Here is a 22,841-nt window from a genome sequence, read left to right as displayed (position 1 = left end):
TATCTATATTGAGTCGCATGAACAGTAATCAAGATGACAAAAAAGTGAAGCCTGCGCCACTCCAGCTTGATCAGCATCTGTGTTTCGCGCTCTATTCGGCGAACCTGGCGATGCATAAAGTCTATCGTCAGCTGCTGGCGGCGCTGGAGATCACCTATCCGCAATATCTGGTGATGCTGGTGCTGTGGCATCAGGATGATCTGACGGTATCGGAGATTGGTGAAAAGCTGTTTCTCGATTCGGCCACCCTGACGCCACTGCTGAAACGACTGGAGAGCGCCGGTTTGCTGCGCCGTCAGCGTTCGCGTCAGGATGAGCGCCAGGTCGTGGTTACGCTGACCGACCAGGGACGCGCGCTGCAGGAAAAAGCCGCCAGCATTCCGGAAGCGGTACAGTGCGCGACCGCCTGCGATACCGACACCATAGCGGCGCTGAAACAGCAGCTGGACGATCTGCGCGGCAACCTGAATCGCGCCACCTGAGCATCAGGGATGTCGCTGCGGCGGCATCCTGAGAGTGAAGTTTTCCCCTGTGCCTTATAAATAGCACGCGATTATATAGCGAATAGTGAGGTTATGATGTCTTTAGAAAAAGTGATTTACACCGCCAAAGCCAAAGCAACCGGTGGCCGCGATGGCCGCGCCACCTCGTCTGATAACGTGCTGGACGTGAAGCTGGGCGTGCCAAAAGAGATGGGCGGCGCGGGCGGCGAGGTGACGAACCCGGAGCAGCTGTTTGCTGCCGGCTACTCTGCCTGCTTCCTCGGCGCGATGAAATTTGTCGCCGGCCGCGACAAAATCGCCATGCCAAAAGACGCGTGGATTGAGGGCGAAGTAGGGATTGGTCCTATCCCCACCGGTTTTGGCATTGAAGCAAAACTGAATATCCATCTGCCAGAGATGGACGCGGCGGAAGCGCAGAAGCTGGTTGATGCGGCACACATTGTTTGTCCGTACTCAAACGCGACGCGCGGCAACATCGACGTGACGCTGAATATCATCAACTAAGTTGATGCCTGCATAAAAGGCTCCTGCGGGAGCCTTTTTTATCACGAACAACATCCCGCATCCCATCGAACTAAAGAATTTTCTGGTCTTACCATTGGTTAAATGTTCTACTGCTGCGCTCCGTGCATCATCGTAATTATTTGGGTTCAGATTCGTCCCGATCCTACTCGCCAGGTCACGCTTTTCTGCTACGCAAGCGAACCTTACGCTCTTTGCACAGTCACATTTACGGTTGAAGCATCGACACCAGGTCGGGAACAGAAATTTATATGAATTACATTAAAAGTTTAACGCAGCAAAAGTTGTCGCTTTTGCTGGCGCTCTATCTTGGCATCTTATTGAATTTGCCAATCTTTTATCGCCGTTTTGACGGCTTCTTAACGAAATCCACCGTCACCAACTGGTTATCCGCCGCGGCGGAAGTGACCGCGGCCGTACTGCTGACCTTCTTCCTGATGCGACTGCTGTCGCTGGGTGGCAAATGGTTTTATCGCGTCATCGCCAGCCTGCTGGTGGTGATTTCGGTGGCCGCCGCCTATTACATGGCGTTCTTTAACGTGGTGATCGGTTACGGCATCGTGGCGTCGGTCATGACCACCGATGTCGATCTCTCTAAAGAGGTTATCGGGCTGCACTTTGTGTTGTGGATGGTGCTGGTGAGCGCACTGCCGCTGCTGCTGATCTGGCGCAATAACCTGAGCCTGACGCTGATTGAACAGCTGAAAACTCCCGGTCAGCGCCTGAAACCTACAGTGATCCTGCTGCTGAGCGTAGCGCTGGTATGGCTGCCGATTCGCTACTTCGACAAACTGCAAAAAGCCAATGAAGAGATCACCAATATCGACCTGCCAAGCTATGGTGGCGTAGTGGCGCACTCTTATCTGCCTTCGAACTGGATTGCGGCGCTGGGCCTGTTCGCCTGGACCAAGGTGGATGAGAAGCTGGACAGCCAGGAGTTGCTCGATCCGGCGAAGAAGTTTACCTATATAGCGCCGCCTGGCATTGACGATACCTATGTGGTGTTTGTGATTGGCGAGACCACGCGCTGGGATCACATGGGCATGCTGGGCTATAACCGCGATACCACGCCGAAGCTGTCGAAAGAGAAGAATCTGGTGGCATTCCGCGGTGAATCCTGTGATACCGCCACCAAGCTCTCGCTGCGCTGCATGTTTGTGCGCGAGGGCGGCACCATGGATAACCCTGGCCGTACGCTGAAAGAGCAGAACATTTTTGCGGTGATGAAAGAGCTGGGCTTCACCTCCGAGCTGTTCGCCATGCAGAGCGAAGTGTGGTTCTACGACAACGCCGATGTGAATAACTTCTCGTTCCGCGAGCAGATTGGTTCTGAGAAGCGCAATCAGGGCAAAGCGGTGGACGATATGCTGCTGGTGCCGGAGCTGCAGGCTTCGCTGCAGCGCTTCCCGAAAGGCAAGCATCTGGTGGTGTTGCACACGAAAGGTTCACACTATCTCTATTCGCAGCGTTATCCGCGCGAGTTTGCCCGTTATCAGCCTGAATGTATTGGCGTGGACGATAAGTGCAGCAAAGCCCAGCTGATCAATGCCTACGACAACTCGATTCTGTATGTCGATACCATGCTGGACAGCGTGCTGGATCAGCTGCGTGATAAGAAGGCGATTGTGTTCTATGCCGCCGACCACGGCGAGTCGATCAGCGAAAATATGCACCTGCACGGTACGCCGCGCGAGATGGCGCCGCCGGAGCAGTTCCGCGTGCCGATGATTGTCTGGGCGTCCGATAAGTATCTGCAGGATCCGACTAACCGCAGCAACTTTGAGCGGTTACAGGCGCAGCAGCGCGTCGGCAAAACCCATCGTCATGTTGAGCTGTTTGACACCATTTTAGGGTGTCTGGGTTATACCTCGCCGGATGGCGGTATTAAAGCAGCGAATAACTGGTGCCAGGCACCTGCCACTGCCAGCAGTGCGAAAGCGCTGTAATTCGTGCCTGGATCTTATTGAGCAGGCAGGTGTTTAAGGCACTGCTTGCTTTCCAGGCAATCAGGCGGATTTTCGGGAAAAGGGATTGACGCTCTAAAGTCACGGCAGTAATATTCGCCCCCATCGGCGAGTAGCGCAGCTTGGTAGCGCAACTGGTTTGGGACCAGTGGGTCGGAGGTTCGAATCCTCTCTCGCCGACCATCATTCAAGAAACCTGCTTTGCAAAAAGCAGGTTTTTTTTCGTCTGTGGCAAATAGAGGATGAGAACCTCCGAAGGAGGTTTGAGCCGAGCGCAGCGAGACAACGTTGCGTCAGCAACGGCCCGCAGGGCGCTTCTCGCAGAGAAGCGTAATCCTCTCTCGCCGACCATCATTTAAGAAACCTGCTTTGCAAAAAGCAGGTTTTTTTTCGTCTGTCGTTTTTGCAGTTTCAGGGTGAAATACGCGACCGCTCCGTAAAGACGCTGTCTCGTCCCTGATCGCTCGGCACACGCCATCCCTGGCGTGTGACGCTTTACTCCACGGCCCCGCATTCCACCCTTTATCCGGCTTCGGCGATGGCTGAAGGTTTACTGACTGCCGTGCACATCCCCAGGTGCGTATAAATACGCACCCTACAAAAGTGCATAATCCTGTAGGGTCGCCATTCATGGCGACCGGATGGCCGCGCCGGAATCCACGCTCATCATTCAGCGGCATATTCCCTGTAGGGTCGCCATTCATGGCGACCGGATGACCATGCCGGAACCCACGCCCATCATTAATGGCGATCTGATGGGGCTTTCCCTGAACCAGACTCACATCCCGGCAGCCATCAAGCAAAGTCATCAATTTACGCGTTCCATTAATCATCACCGGGATAAACCGTATTATCCTTCAACACCGCTCTTCATCCCTTGCTGCATCAAAGCACCTCTCTTAATTCGCGACACATTCTGCTTATGACCGGCTTTTGCTTTTTGCTGATTTCTTATGCCATTACGCCAGCATATTTCGCTGCCTGAACGTCATAACGCACGGGGAATCGTTCAGATATTCAACATTTACCGACAACTTTAAGACGTTTTTTAACGGTGATAATCACTGTCATCAGGCGCTATTGCCAGAGAATCACACGGCATTGCGCGCTTTATCACCTTTTTAAATTTTGGCTTAGCGTGCAAACACTGTTTTTTATCGTTGCTTGCACTTACTCACACTCTGTGTAAATAACCCCACGTTGTATTGACGTTCATTGCAACTGTTGACAAATTGATGCGTCAATAAGATGCAGAGACGGCCAGCGCTGGCAGGTTCCACGGCGTCAGCGCTACAACAATAACCGCTCGCATTTTGGTCATTACATAACTGACCTGCCCGAACCGCATAAAAAAATCAGAGGTCGGGCGACGCACACAACATCACATCACAATGGAGCAAAACATGATCAACTCCCTGGCCAAATCCAGGATGCTGAAGGTCGGTCTTAGCCTGATTGCTATGACCGTGGCCGCGGGCGTTCAGGCGAAAACCCTCGTTTACTGTTCAGAAGGTTCGCCGGAAGGCTTCAACCCGCAGCTGTTCACATCCGGCACCACTTACGATGCCAGCTCAGTACCGATCTACAACCGTCTGGTTGAGTTCAAAACCGGTACCACCGAGCTGCAGCCGGGCCTGGCAGAAAAATGGGACGTCAGCGAAGATGGTAAAACCTATACCTTCCATCTGCGTCAGGGCGTGAAGTGGCAAACCACCAAAGACTTCAAGCCGACCCGCACCTTCAACGCTGATGACGTCGTGTTCTCCTTCGAGCGCCAGCTCGATAAAAACAACAAGTACCACGGTGTCTCCGGCGGCAGCTACGAATACTTCGAAGGCATGGACATGCCGAAGCTGATCGCCAAAATCGAAAAAGTGGATGACTACACCGTACGCTTCACGCTGACCCGTCCGGAAGCGCCGTTCCTCGCCGACCTTGGCATGGACTTCGCGTCAATCCTGTCGAAAGAGTACGCCGACAACATGCTGAAAGCCGGCACGCCAGAAAAACTGGACCTCAACCCGGTGGGTACCGGTCCGTTCGTGCTGCAGCAGTACCAGAAAGACTCACGTATTCTGTACAAAGCCAACCCGGACTTCTGGGGCACCAAGCCAAAAATCGATCGCCTGGTGTTCTCCATCACGCCAGATGCTTCAGTGCGCTACGCCAAACTGCAGAAAGGCGAGTGTCAGGTGATGCCGTATCCCAACCCGGCTGATATCGCCAGCATGAAGAAAGACACCAAAATCAACCTGATGGAACAGCCAGGGCTGAACGTCGGTTACCTGTCTTTCAACACCGAGAAAAAACCGCTGGATAACGTCAAAGTGCGTCAGGCTCTGACCATGGCGGTGAACAAGCAAGCGATCATTGATGCGGTCTATCAGGGTGCCGGTCAGGCAGCGAAAAACCTGATCCCACCAACCATGTGGGGCTACAACAATGACGTCAAAGACTACGCTTACGATCCAGCCAAAGCCAAAGAGCTGCTGAAAGAAGCGGGCATGCCGGATGGCTTCAGCATTGACCTGTGGGCGATGCCGGTACAGCGTCCTTACAACCCGAACGCCCGTCGCATGGCGGAAATGGTTCAGGCTGACTGGGCGAAAATCGGCGTGAAAGCCAAAATCGTTACCTTCGAGTGGGGCGAGTACCTGAAGCGTGCTAAAGCCGGTGAACACCAGACCGTGATGATGGGCTGGACCGGTGATAACGGGGATCCGGATAACTTCTTCGCCACCCTGTTCAGCTGCGCGGCAGCGAAAGACGGTTCCAACTACTCACGCTGGTGCTACAAGCCGTTTGAAGATCTGATTCAGCCAGCACGTGCTGAAGCCGATCACAACAAACGTATTGAGCTCTATAAGCAGGCGCAGGTGGTGATGCACGACCAGGCGCCAGCACTGATCATCGCGCACTCAACCGTGTACGAGCCAGTGAGCAAGAAAGTGAGTGGCTATGTGGTTGATCCATTAGGTAAACATCACTTCGAAAACGTCGACATCCAGGAATAACCTTTCGGATTATCGCGGTCAGGGCCAGCATGGCTGGCCCTCGGGCGGCACCTTCGCCGCCCGTACTCCGCACTTTATTTCCGGCTAATTTCTTATAAACCCTCACTACCTTGCGCTGATGCAGCGTGAAGTATGACGGGGATTTTGAAGCGCTTCTTGCGTCGCGTCCGGCTATGCCGGCTGCGGATTGTGAGCAATGTAGTCCATGGCGTTAGCGCCACGGAAAATGACTGAGAATCCGGCTTATGCTGCAATTCATACTCCGACGTCTGGGCCTTGTCATCCCGACGTTCATCGGTATTACATTATTGACCTTTGCCTTCGTTCACCTGATCCCCGGCGACCCGGTGCTGATCATGGCCGGTGAACGCGGTATCTCCCCCGAACGTCATGCGCAGCTGATGGCCCAGTTTGGTCTCGATCAGCCAATGTGGAAACAGTACATCACTTACATCAACGGCGTGCTGCATGGCGATCTCGGCATCTCGCTGAAAAGCCGCATCCCGGTGTGGGATGAGTTCGTGCCGCGCTTTAAAGCCACGCTTGAGCTGGGCATTTGTGCCATGATCTTCGCCGTTGCCGTGGGTATTCCGGTCGGCGTGCTGGCGGCGGTGAAACGCGGCTCAATTTTCGATCACACCGCGGTGGGCATCTCGCTGACCGGCTACTCAATGCCGATCTTCTGGTGGGGCATCATGCTGATCATGCTGGTGTCGGTGCAGCTCAACCTGACGCCTGTCTCCGGCCGCGTCAGCGACACCATCTTCCTTGACGACAGCCATCCGCTCACCGGCTTTATGCTGATTGATACGCTGCTGTGGGGCGAAGAGGGCGACTTCAAAGATGCGGTGATGCACATGATCCTGCCGGCCATCGTGCTGGGCACCATTCCGCTGGCGGTGATTGTACGTATGACGCGCTCCTCGATGCTGGAAGTGCTGGGTGAAGATTACATCCGCACCGCGCGCGCCAAAGGTCTGACGCGCATGCGCGTGATCGTGGTGCATGCGCTGCGTAACGCCATGCTGCCGGTGGTCACGGTGATCGGTCTGCAGGTGGGCACGCTGCTGGCGGGCGCCATCCTCACCGAAACCATCTTCTCCTGGCCGGGACTCGGCCGCTGGCTGATCGAAGCACTGCAGCGCCGTGATTATCCGGTGGTGCAGGGCGGCGTGCTGCTGGTGGCAATCCTGATCATTCTGGTCAACCTGCTGGTTGATCTGTTGTACGGCGTGGTGAATCCGCGCATCCGTCATAAGAAATAAGGGGGAATCATGTCTGCTGTTGATCCCGCAAGCGTCACCGCTGCACCGAAGCCGATGACCCCGATTCAGGAATTCTGGCACTATTTTAAACGTAACAAAGGCGCGGTTATCGGCCTGGTTTACATCATTCTGATGCTGCTGATCGCCATCTTCGCCGATGTGCTGGCACCGCATGCCCCGGCTGAGCAGTTCCGCGATGCGCTGTTGCACCCGCCGGTGTGGCAGGAGGGCGGCAGCTGGAAATTTATTCTGGGCACCGATGACGTCGGCCGTGACATCCTGTCGCGCCTGATGTTTGGTGCGCGCCTGTCGCTGCTGGTGGGCTGCATGGTGGTGGTGCTGTCGCTGATTCTGGGGGTGATTTTCGGTCTGATGGCCGGTTATCTCGGCGGCGTGGTGGATGCAGTGATCATGCGCCTCGTCGATATCATGCTGGCGCTGCCAAGCCTGCTGCTGGCGCTGGTGCTGGTGGCCATCTTTGGCCCGTCGATTGTCAACGCCTCGCTGGCGATCACCTTCGTCGCACTGCCGCACTACATTCGCCTGACGCGCGCAGCGGTGCTGGTGGAAGTCAATCGCGACTACGTAACCGCCTCCAGCGTGGCCGGTGCCGGTACGCTGCGCCAGATGTTCATCAATATTCTGCCTAACTGCCTGGCACCGCTGATCGTGCAGGCGTCGTTAGGTTTCTCCAACGCCATCCTGGATATGGCCGCGTTGGGCTTTCTCGGTATGGGGGCGCAGCCGCCGACGCCGGAGTGGGGCACCATGCTCTCCGACGTGTTGCAGTACGCGCAGAGTGCCTGGTGGGTCGTGACCTTCCCCGGAGTGGTCATCCTGCTGACGGTTCTGGCCTTTAACCTCATGGGCGATGGTTTGCGTGATGCACTCGACCCGAAACTCAAGCAGTAAAGAGGCACCGAGATGGCGTTATTAAATGTAGAAAAACTGTCGGTGCATTTCGGCGACGAAAAGGCACCGTTCCGTGCGGTTGACCGCATCAGCTACCAGGTAGAACAGGGCCAGGTCGTCGGGATTGTCGGCGAGTCCGGCTCCGGTAAATCGGTCAGCTCGCTGGCGATCATGGGGCTGATTGACTATCCCGGCCGCGTGAAAGCGGAGAAGCTGGAGTTCAATCAGCGCGACCTGCAGCGCATCTCCGAAAAAGAGCGCCGCCAGCTGGTGGGAGCAGAAGTGGCGATGATCTTCCAGGACCCGATGACCAGCCTCAACCCGTGCTATACCGTGGGCTACCAGATCATGGAAGCGCTGAAGGTGCATCAGGGCGGCAGCAAGCGCACGCGGCGTCAGCGTGCCATCGACCTGCTGGAGCAGGTGGGCATTCCCGATCCGGCGTCGCGGCTCGATGTCTATCCGCATCAGCTGTCTGGCGGCATGAGTCAGCGCGTGATGATCGCCATGGCCATCGCCTGTAAGCCGAAGCTGCTGATTGCCGATGAGCCTACCACGGCGCTCGACGTGACCATTCAGGCGCAAATCATCGAACTGCTGCTGGAGTTACAGAAGCAGGAGAACATGGCGCTGATCCTGATCACGCACGATCTGGCGCTGGTGGCCGAAGCGGCGCAGCACATCATCGTGATGTACGCCGGTCAGGTGGTGGAGAGCGGCAAAGCGGTGGATATCTTTAAAGCGCCGCGTCACCCGTATACGCAGGCGCTGCTGCGTGCGCTGCCGGAGTTTGCCGCCGACAAAGCGCGGCTGGCGTCGCTGCCGGGCGTGGTGCCGGGCAAGTATGACCGCCCTAACGGCTGTCTGCTCAATCCGCGCTGCCCGTACGTGACCGACCGCTGCCGTACTGAAGAACCTGAGCTGCGCGATATTCCGGGCCGCCAGTCCAAATGTCACTTCCCACTGGATGATGCCGGGAGACCGACTTATGAGTCTTGATAACACGAAGCAGGATTACCTGCTGCAGGCGATTGACCTGAAAAAACACTATCCGGTGAAAAAGGGCCTGTTCGGCCAGGAGCGCCTGGTGAAGGCGCTGGACGGCGTCTCCTTTAACCTCGAGCGTGGCAAAACGCTGGCGGTGGTGGGCGAATCCGGCTGCGGTAAATCCACGCTGGGTCGCCTGCTGACGATGATTGAAACGCCGACCGCCGGCGAGTTGTACTGGCACGGGCAGGATCTGCTGAAACACGATCCGCAGGCGCAAAAGCTGCGCCGGCAGAAAATCCAGATTGTGTTCCAGAACCCGTATGGCTCGCTCAATCCGCGTAAGAAAATCAGCCAGATTCTGGAAGAGCCGCTGGTGATCAACACCGCGCTGAGCAAAGCGGAACGGCGGGAAAAAACGCTGGAGATGATGGCCAAAGTGGGCCTGAAAACCGAGCACTACGATCGCTATCCGCACATGTTCTCCGGCGGTCAGCGCCAGCGTATCGCTATTGCGCGCGGCCTGATGCTCGATCCGGACGTGCTTATTGCCGATGAGCCGGTCTCGGCGCTCGACGTATCAGTGCGCGCTCAGGTGCTCAACCTGATGATGGATTTACAGCAGGATCTCGGCCTGTCCTATGTGTTCATCTCGCATGACCTGTCGGTGGTGGAGCACATCGCCGACGAAGTGATGGTGATGTATCTCGGACGCTGTGTGGAAAAGGGCAGCAAAGAGGCGATCTTCAGCAACCCGCGCCATCCGTATACCCAGGCGCTGCTGTCAGCCACGCCACGCCTCAATCCGGACGAACGCCGCGAGCGCATCAAACTGACCGGTGAGCTGCCGAGCCCGCTGAATCCGCCGCCGGGCTGCGCGTTCAACGCACGCTGCCGCCGTCGTTTCGGTACCTGCGTGCAGCTGCAGCCGAAACTGAAGCAGTATGGTGAGCAGCAAATCGCCTGCTTCGCCGTCGACCAGGATGAGAATCAGCCGGTGGCGACGCCGTAATTACGGCCAGCCAGTGCGAAAGGCTCCTGCGGGAGCCTTTGTTATTGGTGGCCTGATACATGAGTAAAATTAACCTGACGTGTCTTAATCGCCTGCGATGGCAGAAATGTATTACGCGACTGAATCTTTAAATCGCTGGTCCTGAACCACAGCGAAAAGGTTAAGGCAAATTCTGAATCCGTGCCGCATTGTGTGAGCGCCGTCACGGCCAGAGATAACTGCACATCTCAATGATATGTTGTTTACTATCAGTTAATTACCCTAATTATCTTCCGGCTGCTATTTCCGTTAATCGATTTTTATTAATCCTGCTCAATTAATCAGTGCATGCTTTTTGCATCTGCATATTTTCAATCTTTCAGATAAAACTCTTTTGTCGAATCTGCGGTTTTAATAATCAGAATTCTCTCACCGTGTCTTAACGTGTGTGTTATATTCGCGGAAATTACCCCTCCGCTTTAACAGGCTCTGATCATGAAGAACTACGACGATCTGCAGCGTTTCCAGGAAAAAACGCAAACGCTGGACATTGCTTTTAAGGATATGTCCGGGCAATCGCTGGAAGCCGATCACAGCCAGTGGGCGATCATCCGTCAGCTGGCGACGGATGATGAGCCGGAGCTGGGGAGCGGCCAGCGCGTCGATCTGCCGCAGCCGCAGCCGATTCGCGGCGATGAGTTTGTCGCGCCGCCGCAGGCTCTCAATCCGGCGCCCGTCGCCCGCAGTGAAAAGGCATCGCTGCTGCAGAGCCTCGCCGCCAGCGCGCCGGCACCCGACACAGAAACACCGCGCAGCGCGTTATTCCCGCCAGCAAGCAGCGCGCCCAGTGCCGCGTCAGTGTCGTCACTGGCACCGGCAGCCACGCACGTAGCGCGTCAGGCGGCCACTTCACTGTTCCCACCGCCGCCGATCAGCGCGCCGGTTGCTGAACAGGCGGTTGCCCCTGCTGCCGCAGCACCGGCCACTGCGCCCGCCGTGGCGCAGCCGGAGCCTGCTACGCCCTCGCGCTTTGGCGCACTGTTCCGCTCGCGTGCGGCGGAACCGGTTCATTTATCTAAAGAAACACTGCTCAAACCGTTACTGGAGAAGATCGCGCTATGCCATTAGTTTGTGTGTGCTCGCCAAAAGGGGGAGTAGGAAAAACCACCATGGCGGCCAACCTGGCCTGGAGTCTGGCGCGTGCCGGCAGCAAAGTGCTGGCGATCGATTTTGACGTACAAAATGCGCTGCGCCTGCATTTTGGCGTACCGCTGCACGACAGCCGCGGCTTTGTGGCGCGCTCGGAAGAGCAGGCTGACTGGAGTCAGTCGATCCTCACCACCGGCAGCAACATCTTTGTCATGCCTTACGGTGAAGTGACTGAAGCGCAGCGTGAGCGCTTCGAACACAACCTGGCGCACGATACCCATTTCTTAAAACGCGGCCTGGATACCGTCCTGAATTATCCGGGTCTGGTGATTATTGCGGATTTTCCGCCGGGACCCGGTCCGGCGTTAAAAGCCATGCAGGCGCTGGCCGATATGCATTTAGTGGTGATGCTGGCAGATACCGCCTCGGTGGCGCTGCTGCCGCAAATTGAAAACCATCGCATGATTGGCCAGCCATTAAATAATCAGCACGGTCATTATTTCGTGCTCAACCAAAGTGATAATCGCCGGAATATCAGCCGTGAAGTGACCGCATTTATGCAGCAGCGGCTGGGCGATAATTTACTCGGCGTGGTGCACCGCGATGAAAGCGTGGCTGAGGCCAATGCCTCGCAGCAGTCAATCTATGATTTCAGCCCGGCTTCGGCAGCGGCGTTTGATATTGAACTGGTGGCAAAACGGGTGGCGAATATCCTGAATATCAACGTAGGCAACGGCGAAGTTCAGGCACCGATCCGCAGTCATTATTAACAAGCCCGGCCGCCAGCGGCCTGGTTCAAATAATAACAACACAGCTTTTTCAGGGTGAATCATGAGTAAACTCGGGTTTTACCTGCTGCTGCTGGTGCTTGCACCGGTCGCTGCGGTAATCGTCATCACGCCTATGGACAGCCAGAAACAGTATATTTTTGGTTTGATCAGTATTGGCATGATGTTTTTACTGGGCTTCAGTAAAAGCCGTAAAATAACCATTGTGATGGTTTTTCTTTCCGCGCTGATGTCGACCCGATATATCTGGTGGCGCACCACGGAAACGCTGCAGTTTAATTCCGAGATTGAAGCGATTCTCGGTATCGGCTTATATCTGGCCGAGCTGTACGTCTGGCTGATCTTAATTCTCGGCTTCCTGCAAACCAGCTGGCCATTAAAACGCACCATCGAACCGCTGCCGGATGATACCCGCTTGTGGCCGACGGTCGATGTCTACGTGCCGACCTATAACGAAAGCCTCGACGTGGTGCGGGATACCGTGCTGGCGGCGCAGTGTATCGACTACCCGCGCGATAAGATCAAAGTTTACCTGCTGGATGATGGCAAACGCAGCGAGTTCGCGGTATTTGCCGCCGACGTTGGCGTCGGCTATATCACGCGTGACGATAACCGCCACGCCAAAGCCGGCAACCTCAATCACGCCATGAAAATCACCAAAGGCGAGCTGATTTGCGTGTTTGACTGCGACCACGTGGCGACGCGCACATTCCTGCAGGCCACCGTCGGTCCGTTCCTGAAAGATCCGAAGCTGGCGCTGCTGCAGACGCCGCACTACTTCTATTCGCCGGACCCGTTCGAACGTAACCTGCGCGCCGCGCGCAGCATCCCGAATGAGGGCTCGCTTTTTTACGGTCCGGTGCAGCAGGGCAACGACAACTGGAACGCCACGTTCTTCTGCGGCTCCTGTGCGGTGATCCGCCGCAGCGCGCTGGAACAGATTGGCGGCTTCGCGGTGGAAACCGTCACCGAGGACGCGCATACCGCGCTGAAAATGCAGCGTCTCGGCTGGGGCTCGGCGTTCCTGGCAATTCCGCTGGCGGCGGGACTGGCGACCGAACGTCTGGGCCTGCACGTGATTCAGCGTACCCGCTGGGCGCGCGGCATGACGCAGATTTTCCGCGTCGACAATCCGCTGCTGGGCCGTGGGCTCAGGTGGCAGCAGCGTCTGTGCTACCTCAACGCTATGCTGCACTTCCAGTTTGGCCTGCCGCGCGTGGCGTTCCTCACTGCGCCGCTGGCTTACCTGCTGTTTAACCTGAATATTATCCACTCGTCGGCGTCACTCATCTTCGCTTACGTACTGCCGCATCTGGTGATGTCGCTGTACGTTAACTCGCGCATGAATGGCAAATTCCGCTACACCTTCTGGGGTGAAATCTACGAAACCGTGATGTGCTTCCACCTGGTGATTCCGACCCTGCTGACCCTGCTGTCGCCAAAGCACGGCAAATTCAACGTGACGGATAAAGGCGGCCTGCTGGACCAGGGCTTCTTTGACTTCCACATCGTGCGGCCTCACGTCATCGTTGCCGCGCTGCTGTCGATTGGCATCGTGGCCGGCGTGGTGCGCGCCGTGGCGCATGATTACTTCGGGGTGGACCCGTATGTGATAGCGCTCAACGTCGGCTGGGCGGTGTTCAGCCTGATCATCCTGATGGCGGCGATTGCCGTGGCGCGTGAAACCAAACAGGTGCGTAAAACCATTCGTATCGAAGTGCAGATCCCGGCGGTGATTCACTATGCCAGCGGCATCTCTTCGCGCACGCAAACCAGCGATCTGTCGATGGGCGGCGCGCAGCTGGATGCGCCAGACAACCGGCATGAGCACGATGAAATCGAAGAGATCGATCTGCTGCTGAAATCGGGTGCCATCACCATTCCGGTGAGCAAGATCTCCGGTGATGAGGAGACCATTCGCCTGCGCTTTGGCGCGATGCCGCTGGTGCGCCGCCGTGAACTGGTGCGCGTGGTGCTGGCGCGGGCCGATGCGTGGATCCAGCCGGAGTATAAGCAGGACAATCCGCTGGTGTCGCTCGGCACCATCATCCGTACCGTCTTTGAGCTGTTCTGGCTGAGCTGGAAAGATCGCCGTGAGGCGCGCAAGCGTGATGGCCAGACAACGGCCAAAGAGGACAGCGCAGCATGAAAACATTGACGTACACGCTGCTGGCCAGCGCGCTGACCACCACGCTGCTGCTCGCCCCTGCCTGGGCAGAGACGCCGGCGGTAACCCAGGACAGCGCCGCGCTCTCTGACGTACCGCCGCCGCAGGGGCTGGATGGCAGTGCCGATCCGCAGCTGAAGCAGGCCGCGGGCGACGCGCCGTACACGCCGGGCGATGCAGCGCCGGTGCAGGAAAATACAGCACCCGCACAGCCAGCAGAGTCAGCACCGCCGGCAGAGGCAGCACCGCCAGCAGCATCGGCGGCGCCTGACATCGTCATACCGCCGGTGGCTGCAGAGGCACCGGCTGCCGCTGAGCCCGCTGGCGCGCTGTTAAACCAGCCGGTGAGCAGCACCATTTCGGTGGCGCAGATGGGACAGCCGCGCGGCATCACCCTGACCGGCGGCCAGCTGCAGTCCGGTATTCTGTTTACCCTGCCGGGTGATGAGGTGATCACTAATGCGCGGCTCAACCTGTCGCTGCGCGTCTCTGCCGCGCTGGCGGCGCGCAACACGTCGCTGCAGCTGATGCTCAACGGCCAGCCGCTCGGCACGCTGCCGCTGGGTGCCAGCGACAGCGATGTCAGCGACTATCAGCTGGATATTCCGGCGGCGATGGTGGTTTCCAGTAATAACCTCAGCTTTAAAATCAACGATGCCGACAAGCTGCTGTGCGAAAAAGAGAGCGCGCAGCAGTATCAGGTCACCATTCTGCCGAAAACCACGCTCAGCCTAGAAGGCCAGCAGCTCAACATCGGCACCAGCCTGCGCAACTTCCCGCGTCCGTTTATTGATGTGCAGCGCATGACGCCCGCCAGCGTGACCTTTGGTTTTGCCGCTAACGTTTCGCCGGATAGCGTCAGCGCCGCCGCGCTGGTGGCTTCCTGGCTCGGCATTCAGTCGGATTACCGTGGCATCCGTTTCCCGGTGGTGCGCGGCGATCTGCCCGAGCACAACGGTATCCTGATCGGCCATCCGGGTGACAAAATCGGCAGCGTGACGCTGCCTGCGGCGAAGGGGCCGCTGCTGCAGGTGATCGATAACCCCAACAATCCGGTGTACAAACTGTTGCTGGTGGTCGGTGCAGATGATGCCCAGCTGCGCCAGGCGGCCAACCGCCTGACCACGCAGCCGCTGGCCACCGATGCCAGCAGCCTGAACGTACCGCCGCAGCCGATTGGCACGCGCAAACCGTACGACGCACCGCGCTGGATCAACACCAGCCGCCCGGTGCGTCTCAGCGAGCTGCTGCGTAAAGATCAGAGCCTGACCACCACCGGTATCTGGCACGATGCGCTGCGGGTTAACTTCCGCGCGGCGCCGGATCTGTTCCTGTGGGACGGCGACGCGATTCCGGTCAATCTGCACTACCGTTTCCCGTCGGAAAGCTGGATCGATGAAAACAATTCGTTCCTCAACGTCACGCTGAACGGTACTTTTCTGCGCAACCTGACGGTGAACAAAGTCGGGCTGCTGGAGAGCGCCTGGCACCGGCTGGGCGGGGATGCACGCCAGGAGCAGTACACGCTGAAGCTGGAGCCATACCTGATTTACGGCGACAACCAGCTGGCGCTCTACTTCAATATCAAGCCAAAGGCGGATGCGCCGTGCGGCGTGCTGCTCAACAACAACATCAAGAGTCGTATCGAAGAGGATTCGTGGATCGATCTGAGCCACACGCGCCACTTCACCATGCTGCCGAACCTGTCGTACTTCGTCGGTGCCTCGTTCCCGTTCTCGCGGCTGGCGGATTTTTCGCAGACCACGCTGCTGCTGCCGGAGGCGCCGGGTGATGCCGAGATCGCCACGTTACTGGACATGGCCGCGCGCGCCGGTAACGCCACCGGCGTGCCGCTGGTGCAGAATCAGGTGTTATTTGGCCTGCCGAACGGTGGCACCAATCTGACGCGCCTGCAGCACAGCGATGTGCTGGCGGTGAGCACCATGCAGCACAGCGCCTTCACGCAGCAGATGCTGGCCGGCACCGCTTACCAGACCAGCGGCAACACGCTGGGCGTTAAAGAGCCGACCACCGTCGATAAGCTGCGCGGCTGGCTGACCGGTGACTGGTCTCGCCAGCAGCTGGATGCCGATCGCTACTTCTCCTCGAATGAAGCGTGGCGCGGCTTTGTCAGCTATCGCTCACCGTGGAGCGCCGATCGTCTGGTGGTGATGACGGTTGCCACCAGCGATCAGCAACTGCTGCGTTTGCACGATGATTTGAATTCGGCGCGCATCAACGCCGGCATCCGCGGTGATACCGCCATCATCACCGATGAGAACGGCATCCGTAGCTTCCGCGTCGGGCCGCAGTTCCCGAGCGGTGAAATGCCGTGGTACATGATGGTGGTGTGGTATGCCAACCAGCACTCGGTACTGATGGCGCTGGCGGCGCTGCTGCTGTCGGCGCTGATCGGCAGTGCGGCCTGGGTGATGCTGAAGCGCCACGCGTGGCGCCGTCTCCACCCGCAAGACGATAGCCACTCCGGCCGGAAGTAAGGATAAAAATAATGAAAAAACAGCTGATAAGTGCCGGTATTCGTCAGGCGTTCCTGCTGGGCGGCGCGCTGACGTTCTCACAGCCGCTGCTGGCGGCGGAGAGCACCAATCCGGCGTTACAGGCACTGTTCGACCAGGCGGCCTACTGGCATCAGAAAGCGCATGACGATCTGGCGAAAGCCTCGCTGCAAAAAATCCTGATGGTGGAGCCGAACAATACCCAGGCGCTGTATCTGCTGGCGCTCTATTCACAGCAAAGCGGCAGCGCGGCCGATGCGGCACAGTGGCGCGCCCGCCTGAGTGCGGTATCGCCCAACGATCCGCATCTGACGGAGCTGGACAACGCGCGGCAGCTGCAGAGCATTCCGCAGGCGCAGCTGTCGCTGGCGCGTCAGCAGGCGCGCAGCGGTAACATCGCCGCCGCGCTGCAAACCTGGCGCAACACCTTCAGCGGCAACGAGCCGCCACCCAGCGTGGCGGCAGAATATTATCTGACCATGGCCGGCGACCGCACGCTGCTGCCCCAGGCGGTGGAGGCGCTGCGGCAGTTTGCCGCCGACCATCCGCAGGATACCGGCGCTCAGCTGGCGCTGGGCAAAGCGCTGACCTATCAGGAAGCGACGCGCCGCCAGGGTATTGATGTGCTGGCCAGCATGGCGGACGGTAATAAAGAGGCCGATCGCTCGCTGCGTCAGGCGCTGCTGTGGCTGGCGCCGCAGGCGTCGGACGCCGCGCTGTACCAGACCTGGCAGCAGCGCCATCCGCAGGACAGCGCCGTGGTGGATTACTACCGCAAAAATGTCGGCGGCGCGGAGAAGGGCGCGGGCTTTAGCGCGCTGAACAGCGGCGACGTCAGCGGTGCGCAGAATAACTTTGAAAAAGTGCTGCAGGCCAACCCGCAGGACGCCGATGCGCTGGCCGGTATGGGCTACGTGGCGCAGCGCGCCGGACGCTACGCCGAAGCCGCCGCTTATCTGACGCGCGCCGCTCAGATGGGCGGCGATCAGAGCCAGCAGCGTCAGCAGCAGGCGGCCGACGCCCGCTTTTACGCGCAGCTGGCGAATGCCCAGCAGGCGCTGAAAAACGGTGACAGCGCGCAGGCGCTGGCGCTGAGTGAGCCGCTGACGCAGGCTGAGGGCGAAAAAGGTATATCGGCGAAGCTGTTCCGCGCTGATGTGCTGCGCCGCAGCAATCAGCTGCAGCAGGCGGAGCAAACCTACCGGACCATTCTGCAGAGCGATGCCGATAACCGCAGCGCCAAAGAGGGACTGTTTTACGTGCTGCGCCAGCAAAACCGCAGCGCCGAAGCCAATACCCTGCTGGCATCATTGCCCGACAGCGTGCGCCAGAGCGTGGCACCGCGCGGTAACAGCAGCGATCCGCTGCGTGCGCAGGCAAAACGCGAGCTGGCGGCAGGCAACCGCAGTGCGGCCATCGCCACGCTGAACAGCGCCATTCAGCGCTATCCCAGCGACGGCTGGCTGCGACTCGATCTGGCGCGCATCTACCGCGCGCAGGGCGATAGTTTACTGGCTGCCAACGTCATGCAGCCGACCCTGCGCAGCGGTGCCAGCACCAGCGAGCTGTATGCCGGTGCGCTCAACGCCAGCGAGAGCGGTGCCTGGCAGCAGGCCAGCCAGCTGCTGGCGCGCATTCCCAACGGCAGCAAGAACAGCGAGATGCGCGAACTGGCGCAGCGCGTGAATTTCAATCTGCAAATGGCCACCGCCGATCGCTATCTGGCGCAGGGCTCTGACGCGGCAGCGGCCAATACGCTGCGCGCGCTGGCCGCCACGCCGCCCGCCAATCCGGTCGATGCCGGTAATCTGGCACAGAAACTGGCCAAAGCCGGCGATCTCACCACGGCGGTGACGGTGGTGCACGGCAACATGCAGCGCGGCGTGCAGGGCAACGCCGGTGATTACGCCGCGCAGGTGGCGGTACTGAATCAGGCGGGACTGACGACAGAAGCGCAGAGCTTCCTCAGCAGTCCGGAGCTGCAGGCGCGCAGTACGCCCACGCAGCTGGCCGGTATCCGCAACGGTTATCTCATCAATGAAGTCGATCGCCTGCGCGAGCAGAAGCAGTACGCCGCCGCCTATGACAAGCTGGTGGGCGCGCTGCAGCACGATCCGCAGAACCGCGATCTGATGTTTGCCATGGCGCGTCTGTATCAGTCCGGCAAGATGAACAAAGAAGCGGGCGTGGTGTATGACTATCTGCTGACGCAGGATACGCCCACTCAGGATGCGCGCACCGGTGCTATTGATGTGGCGCTGGCGCAGAACGACATCGACAAAGCGAACACCTTAACCCGCGGCCTGCGCAATGAGCAGACGCCGGATCGCCTGTTACTGCTGGCACGCGTGGCGGAAGCCAACGGCGAGCACAGCCAGGCGATGAGCTACCTGCGCAGCGCGCGCGGCCAGCTGATTGGTCTGCAGGGCGCACAGAGCGGCAGCGTGCCGACCGTTGGCGGCCTGGCGCTGGCGGACAATCCGTTTATCAACCGCAGCACCTCGCCAGTGTCCGGTTCGCCTTCCAGTTATGGCACAGTGATGCCTTGGCAAACGGCACCGGCCACCAGCAGCAGCGCGCAGGACGTCACGCTGGCGAGCACCACGCCGGAGGTCCGGCAGAGCCAGACGCTGCGTCAGATTGACGAGATGATGGACAATCTGCAGGAGAAAACCGGCACCTGGGTACAGGGGCAGATGCAGGTGCGCGGACGCGACGGCGAATCGGGGCTCAGCAAGCTGACTGAAGCCAAAGCGCCGCTGACCTTCTCGACCGTGCCGTTCGGCGAGTCACGCTTCGACTTTACTATGACGCCGGTGTCGCTCACCGCTGGCAGTGCGGCCGGTGATGCGTGGCGTCGCTTCGGCAGCAACGCGCTGGTGCAGGGCAATGTAGTGGCATCCGGCGCGGCCAAAATAGACGACACGCCGTCTTCGTCGACCGATTCGCAAAAGGCCACCGGCGTGGAACTGAATATGGCGCTGAAGGGCGACAGCTATAAGATCGATCTCGGCAGCACGCCGCTCGGCCAGGATCTCAGTACGCTGGTGGGCGGCGTGCAGTGGTCACCGAAGCTGACCGATTTCCTGACGCTGATCCTCACCGGTGAACGCCGCGCCATGACCGACAGTCTGCTGTCGTACGTTGGCGTGGAGGACAAGACCAGCGGCAAGCGCTGGGGGCGCGTCACCAAAAACGGCGGCAACGCCATGCTGAGCTTCGATAACGGCGACGCGGGTTTCTACGTCGGCGGCGGTGCTTACAGCTATCTGGGCGAGAACGTGGCGAGCAACAACAGCGTGCAGGCCACGGCTGGCGCTTACGTGCGGCCTTTCCACTACGACGACCGCGAGCTAAAGGTCGGCATGAGCCTGTCGTGGATGGATTTCTCCAAAAACCTGAGTTACTTCAGCTACGGTCAGGGCGGCTATTTCAGTCCGCAGAATTATGCCGCGGTGTCGTTCCCTGTCGACTTCAGCCGCAAGTTTGATGACCTGAAAGTCAACGTTGGCGGTTCGGTCGGCTATCAGTCGTACAGCCAGGACAAGAGCGCGTATTTCCCCAACGATCCGTCGCTGCAGTCCCAGCTGCAAAGCCTCGCCGATCAGGGCTTTGTCAAAAGCGCCTACTATAGCGGTGAGAGCAAAAACGGCATTGGCTATAACCTGCACGCCGGTGCCGATTATAAGATTAATAAAGATGTCACCATCGGCGGCCAGCTCGGCTATGACACCTTTGGCGATTACAACGAAAGCACAGCCAATCTGTACTTCCGTTATCTGTTTGGAGACAACTAATGAGTGAGCAACCGGGCGCACGCATCAGCCATCCGTATCAGCCGGGCTGGTTTGATCTGGTCAGCGTGATGATTGAGAGCATGCTGGATAACGCTGGCGCGGAGGCGGAAGCCTTCCTCAACGGCGTGGGCGAATTGCTGGCAACGCGCTATCCTTTGCCGGAGGCGCGCACCGTGCAGGATCTGGAGCGCGAAATTAATCTTCAGCTGGCGCGCTTTAACTGGGGCTTTGTTCAGCTGCAGCCGCAGCAGAACGCGATTATGCTTGAGCACCATGCCCTGCCGCAGGGCGACAGCCAGCTTGATGCAGAACGCTGGCAGCTGGCGCTGAGCGCAGTGCTGGCCGGCGTGTACGCGCAGTGGCTACGTGCGCAGGGTGGCAGCGCGGCGGTACCGCTGACGCTGGAAAAAATCGACGGCGGCACGCTGCATTATCGATACCAATAGGAAGCTGTGATGAGAGTGATGCGGTTCTGGCGTCAGTGGATGCTGTGTTTCATGGTGATATTTTTCAGTGCTCAGGCGGCGGCCGATGGCTGGAGCAGTTACAAAAGCCGCTTTATGAGCAGCGACGGCCGCATCAGCGATACGGCCAACAACAACGTCAGCCACACCGAAGGCCAGGGCTACGGCATGCTGCTGGCGGTGGCGTATAACGATCGCGCCACCTTTGATTTGCTGTGGCAGTGGACGCGTACCCATCTGCGCAATCCGCAGAATGACCTGTTCTACTGGCGCTATACGCCGGGTGCAGCCGATCCCATCGCCGATAAAAATGATGCCTCGGACGGGGATGTGCTGATCGCCTGGGCGCTGCAGCGCGCGGCACAGAAGTGGGGCGGTGATTATCAGCAGGCGTCGGATCGCATTCAGCGCGCGGTCATCAAGCTAACGGTGATCGACTACGCCGGCCGCAAGGTGATGTTGCCGGGCGCGCAGGGCTTCAATAAAACCAGCTATGTGGTGCTTAACCCTTCCTATTTCCTGTTCGCCGCATGGCAGGAGTTTGCGCAGCACAGCCATCTGCGCGTGTGGAACACGCTGATTGATGATGGCCTTGCGCTGCTGGGCGACATGCAGTTTGGCAAAACCGGCCTGCCGCTGGACTGGGTGGCGCTGAACGCCGATGGCTCCGTCGCGCCGGCGGTCGGCTATTCCAACCACTTCAGCTATGACGCGATCCGTATTCCGCTGAATATCTGGTGGTACGATCCGCAAAGCCTGCGGCTGGTGCCCTTCCAGCGCGTCTGGCAGGGCTACGCGCGCGACACCACGCCAGCGTGGTTTGATGTGCTGGCCAACACCCCGGCGCCTTACAATATGGAAGGTGGCCTGACCGCGGTGCGCGACCTGACGCTCAACCAAACCGGCTACCTCAGCGACCGCTTAGCGCCGGAGCAAAACTATTTCTCCGCCAGCCTGCAACTGCTGACCTGGCTGGCTTATCAGGAGAAGCGATAGCCTCTCTGTGCCGGACGGAATTAACCTTCCGTCCGGCCGATCACCATCAGGCCCGCCCGCCTGGCTTCAAACCCTGTTCCACCGTTTCACTCGATTCCAGACCTGTCTGTATTTCATTTCATTCCTGTACTGACTGCGCAGCTATTGCGCCCGATCAACACCATCGTCGCGTACTACACGCAATTTGTCATGCTAAAATGTATAGACAAAAGTGTATGATAAATGCAAACGGAACCGGAGTTTGAGTGGGATACCACCAAGGCGGAAACAAATTTCCGCAAGCATGGTATCCGCTTTGAAGTTGCAGCCCGCGTGTTTGAGGATCCTTTCCACCTGTCGGTGCAGGATCGTTATGAAAATGGGGAATATCGCTGGCAAACCATTGGTAATGTTATGGGGCATGTGGTCATTCTGGTGGCCCATACGGTGCGCTTCGAAACAGATGTTGAGCGAATAAGGATTATCAGCGCACGCCATGCAACGCGTATTGAGAGGAGGCGCTATGAGCAAAGTCAGGTTTAAACGCAGTGAATTACCGCCGCTCACCGATAAGCAACAGGCGGAGCTGGATGCTTTGAGCCGGAAACAGGACAGCGACATCCAGTGTGATGATATTGCGCCGTTAGATGACAGTTTCTGGCAGGCTGCCGAACGGGGGCGTTTTTACCGCCCGGTAAAAACCCAGGCTTCGATCAGAATCGATGCGGATATTCTTGAGTGGTTGAAGGCGCCTGGCAAAGGTTACCAGACGCGCCTCAACGCGATCCTGCGAGCCGCGATGCTAAGAGAACTGCAGGGTAAATAGT

At 58.5% G+C, this 22,841-nt stretch carries 18 protein-coding genes, 1 tRNA gene and 1 other RNA gene; all 20 read left to right on the top strand.

Going from position 1 to position 22,841, the window contains the following annotated elements; genetic code table 11:
* Nucleotides 1–17 precede the first annotated feature (17 nt).
* The gene (locus K7H94_RS17915; RefSeq protein WP_058758075.1) at nt 18–482 is read left to right on the top strand and encodes a MarR family winged helix-turn-helix transcriptional regulator; all 465 of its coding nucleotides are present in this window, start codon (nt 18–20) and stop codon (nt 480–482) included.
* Between the two features lie 96 nt (nt 483–578).
* The gene (locus tag K7H94_RS17910) at nt 579–1,007 is read left to right on the top strand and encodes an organic hydroperoxide resistance protein (RefSeq protein WP_021507024.1); all 429 of its coding nucleotides are present in this window, start codon (nt 579–581) and stop codon (nt 1,005–1,007) included.
* 269 nt (nt 1,008–1,276) lie between these two features.
* The gene (eptB, locus tag K7H94_RS17905) at nt 1,277–2,971 is read left to right on the top strand and encodes a kdo(2)-lipid A phosphoethanolamine 7''-transferase (RefSeq protein ID WP_222951426.1); all 1,695 of its coding nucleotides are present in this window, start codon (nt 1,277–1,279) and stop codon (nt 2,969–2,971) included.
* 124 nt (nt 2,972–3,095) lie between these two features.
* Nucleotides 3,096–3,172, top strand: a tRNA-Pro gene (locus K7H94_RS17900).
* Between the two features lie 38 nt (nt 3,173–3,210).
* Nucleotides 3,211–3,340: non-coding RNA, RtT sRNA (locus tag K7H94_RS17895), on the top strand.
* 290 nt (nt 3,341–3,630) lie between these two features.
* Nucleotides 3,631–3,915, top strand: a complete 285-nt coding sequence (locus tag K7H94_RS17890; protein ID WP_222951425.1) for a hypothetical protein — start codon at nt 3,631–3,633, stop codon at nt 3,913–3,915.
* 477 nt (nt 3,916–4,392) lie between these two features.
* Nucleotides 4,393–6,003 carry a dipeptide ABC transporter periplasmic-binding protein DppA gene (gene dppA, locus K7H94_RS17885; RefSeq protein ID WP_058758078.1) on the top strand — a complete coding sequence of 537 codons (1,611 nt, stop codon included), beginning with the start codon at nt 4,393–4,395 and terminating at the stop codon, nt 6,001–6,003.
* 245 nt (nt 6,004–6,248) lie between these two features.
* Nucleotides 6,249–7,268, top strand: a complete 1,020-nt coding sequence (dppB, locus tag K7H94_RS17880; protein ID WP_021507021.1) for a dipeptide ABC transporter permease DppB — start codon at nt 6,249–6,251, stop codon at nt 7,266–7,268.
* Nucleotides 7,269–7,277: 9 nt separating this feature from the next.
* On the top strand, nt 7,278–8,180 hold the full coding sequence (gene dppC / locus K7H94_RS17875; RefSeq protein WP_021507020.1) for a dipeptide ABC transporter permease DppC: 903 nt from the start codon (nt 7,278–7,280) through the stop codon (nt 8,178–8,180).
* A 12-nt stretch (nt 8,181–8,192) separates the two neighbouring features.
* Complete coding sequence (gene dppD, locus K7H94_RS17870) at nt 8,193–9,179, top strand: dipeptide ABC transporter ATP-binding protein (RefSeq protein ID WP_021507019.1); 987 nt, start codon at nt 8,193–8,195, stop codon at nt 9,177–9,179.
* Complete coding sequence (gene dppF, locus K7H94_RS17865; protein ID WP_021507018.1) at nt 9,169–10,179, top strand: dipeptide ABC transporter ATP-binding subunit DppF; 1,011 nt, start codon at nt 9,169–9,171, stop codon at nt 10,177–10,179. Before dppD ends, dppF begins: the two co-directional genes overlap by 11 nt.
* 474 nt (nt 10,180–10,653) lie before the next feature.
* Entirely contained in the window at nt 10,654–11,286 is a 633-nt protein-coding gene (bcsO, locus tag K7H94_RS17860) for a cellulose biosynthesis protein BcsO (RefSeq protein WP_222951424.1), read from the top strand.
* A complete protein-coding gene (bcsQ, locus tag K7H94_RS17855) occupies nt 11,277–12,077 on the top strand; it encodes a cellulose biosynthesis protein BcsQ (protein ID WP_222951423.1) in 801 nt (266 codons plus the stop codon). Before bcsO ends, bcsQ begins: the two co-directional genes overlap by 10 nt.
* A 61-nt stretch (nt 12,078–12,138) precedes the next feature.
* The gene (gene bcsA, locus K7H94_RS17850) at nt 12,139–14,244 is read left to right on the top strand and encodes a UDP-forming cellulose synthase catalytic subunit (RefSeq protein WP_222951422.1); all 2,106 of its coding nucleotides are present in this window, start codon (nt 12,139–12,141) and stop codon (nt 14,242–14,244) included.
* Nucleotides 14,241–16,760, top strand: a complete 2,520-nt coding sequence (gene bcsB, locus K7H94_RS17845; protein ID WP_222951421.1) for a cellulose biosynthesis cyclic di-GMP-binding regulatory protein BcsB — start codon at nt 14,241–14,243, stop codon at nt 16,758–16,760. The genes bcsA and bcsB overlap by 4 nt, the downstream gene beginning before the upstream one ends.
* An 11-nt stretch (nt 16,761–16,771) precedes the next feature.
* Nucleotides 16,772–20,575, top strand: a complete 3,804-nt coding sequence (locus tag K7H94_RS17840; protein WP_222951420.1) for a cellulose biosynthesis protein BcsC — start codon at nt 16,772–16,774, stop codon at nt 20,573–20,575.
* The gene (gene bcsD / locus K7H94_RS17835) at nt 20,575–21,021 is read left to right on the top strand and encodes a cellulose biosynthesis protein BcsD (RefSeq protein ID WP_058758083.1); all 447 of its coding nucleotides are present in this window, start codon (nt 20,575–20,577) and stop codon (nt 21,019–21,021) included. The genes K7H94_RS17840 and bcsD overlap by 1 nt, the downstream gene beginning before the upstream one ends.
* 9 nt (nt 21,022–21,030) lie before the next feature.
* Nucleotides 21,031–22,035, top strand: coding sequence for a family 8 glycosyl hydrolase (locus K7H94_RS17830; protein WP_222951419.1), 1,005 nt, complete (start codon nt 21,031–21,033; stop codon nt 22,033–22,035).
* A gap of 222 nt (nt 22,036–22,257) precedes the next feature.
* Nucleotides 22,258–22,557, top strand: a complete 300-nt coding sequence (locus K7H94_RS17825; RefSeq protein WP_058771045.1) for a BrnT family toxin — start codon at nt 22,258–22,260, stop codon at nt 22,555–22,557.
* Nucleotides 22,538–22,840 (top strand): BrnA antitoxin family protein, encoded by a 303-nt coding sequence (locus K7H94_RS17820; RefSeq protein WP_058775497.1) that lies wholly within the window; start codon nt 22,538–22,540, stop codon nt 22,838–22,840. Before K7H94_RS17825 ends, K7H94_RS17820 begins: the two co-directional genes overlap by 20 nt.
* Nucleotide 22,841 lies beyond the last annotated feature (1 nt).

The organism is Pantoea dispersa (assembly GCF_019890955.1).
In the GTDB taxonomy this organism is placed as follows: Bacteria; Pseudomonadota; Gammaproteobacteria; order Enterobacterales; family Enterobacteriaceae; genus Pantoea; species Pantoea dispersa.
Note: the sequence above shows the minus strand (reverse complement) of the source record. Positions and strands in the feature narration are given on the sequence as shown.

Excerpts from the sequence above, each read along its gene's own strand:
- K7H94_RS17915 (WP_058758075.1), top strand. The coding sequence starts at position 18 with ATGAACAGTAATCAAGATGACAAAAAAGTGAAGCCTGCGCCACTCCAG.
- K7H94_RS17910 (WP_021507024.1), top strand. The coding sequence starts at position 579 with ATGTCTTTAGAAAAAGTGATTTACACCGCCAAAGCCAAAGCAACCGGT.
- eptB (WP_222951426.1), top strand. The coding sequence starts at position 1,277 with ATGAATTACATTAAAAGTTTAACGCAGCAAAAGTTGTCGCTTTTGCTG.
- K7H94_RS17890 (WP_222951425.1), top strand. The coding sequence starts at position 3,631 with ATGGCCGCGCCGGAATCCACGCTCATCATTCAGCGGCATATTCCCTGT.
- dppA (WP_058758078.1), top strand. The coding sequence starts at position 4,393 with ATGATCAACTCCCTGGCCAAATCCAGGATGCTGAAGGTCGGTCTTAGC.
- dppB (WP_021507021.1), top strand. The coding sequence starts at position 6,249 with ATGCTGCAATTCATACTCCGACGTCTGGGCCTTGTCATCCCGACGTTC.
- dppC (WP_021507020.1), top strand. The coding sequence starts at position 7,278 with ATGTCTGCTGTTGATCCCGCAAGCGTCACCGCTGCACCGAAGCCGATG.
- dppD (WP_021507019.1), top strand. The coding sequence starts at position 8,193 with ATGGCGTTATTAAATGTAGAAAAACTGTCGGTGCATTTCGGCGACGAA.
- dppF (WP_021507018.1), top strand. The coding sequence starts at position 9,169 with ATGAGTCTTGATAACACGAAGCAGGATTACCTGCTGCAGGCGATTGAC.
- bcsO (WP_222951424.1), top strand. The coding sequence starts at position 10,654 with ATGAAGAACTACGACGATCTGCAGCGTTTCCAGGAAAAAACGCAAACG.
- bcsQ (WP_222951423.1), top strand. The coding sequence starts at position 11,277 with ATGCCATTAGTTTGTGTGTGCTCGCCAAAAGGGGGAGTAGGAAAAACC.
- bcsA (WP_222951422.1), top strand. The coding sequence starts at position 12,139 with ATGAGTAAACTCGGGTTTTACCTGCTGCTGCTGGTGCTTGCACCGGTC.
- bcsB (WP_222951421.1), top strand. The coding sequence starts at position 14,241 with ATGAAAACATTGACGTACACGCTGCTGGCCAGCGCGCTGACCACCACG.
- K7H94_RS17840 (WP_222951420.1), top strand. The coding sequence starts at position 16,772 with ATGAAAAAACAGCTGATAAGTGCCGGTATTCGTCAGGCGTTCCTGCTG.
- bcsD (WP_058758083.1), top strand. The coding sequence starts at position 20,575 with ATGAGTGAGCAACCGGGCGCACGCATCAGCCATCCGTATCAGCCGGGC.
- K7H94_RS17830 (WP_222951419.1), top strand. The coding sequence starts at position 21,031 with ATGAGAGTGATGCGGTTCTGGCGTCAGTGGATGCTGTGTTTCATGGTG.
- K7H94_RS17825 (WP_058771045.1), top strand. The coding sequence starts at position 22,258 with ATGCAAACGGAACCGGAGTTTGAGTGGGATACCACCAAGGCGGAAACA.
- K7H94_RS17820 (WP_058775497.1), top strand. The coding sequence starts at position 22,538 with ATGAGCAAAGTCAGGTTTAAACGCAGTGAATTACCGCCGCTCACCGAT.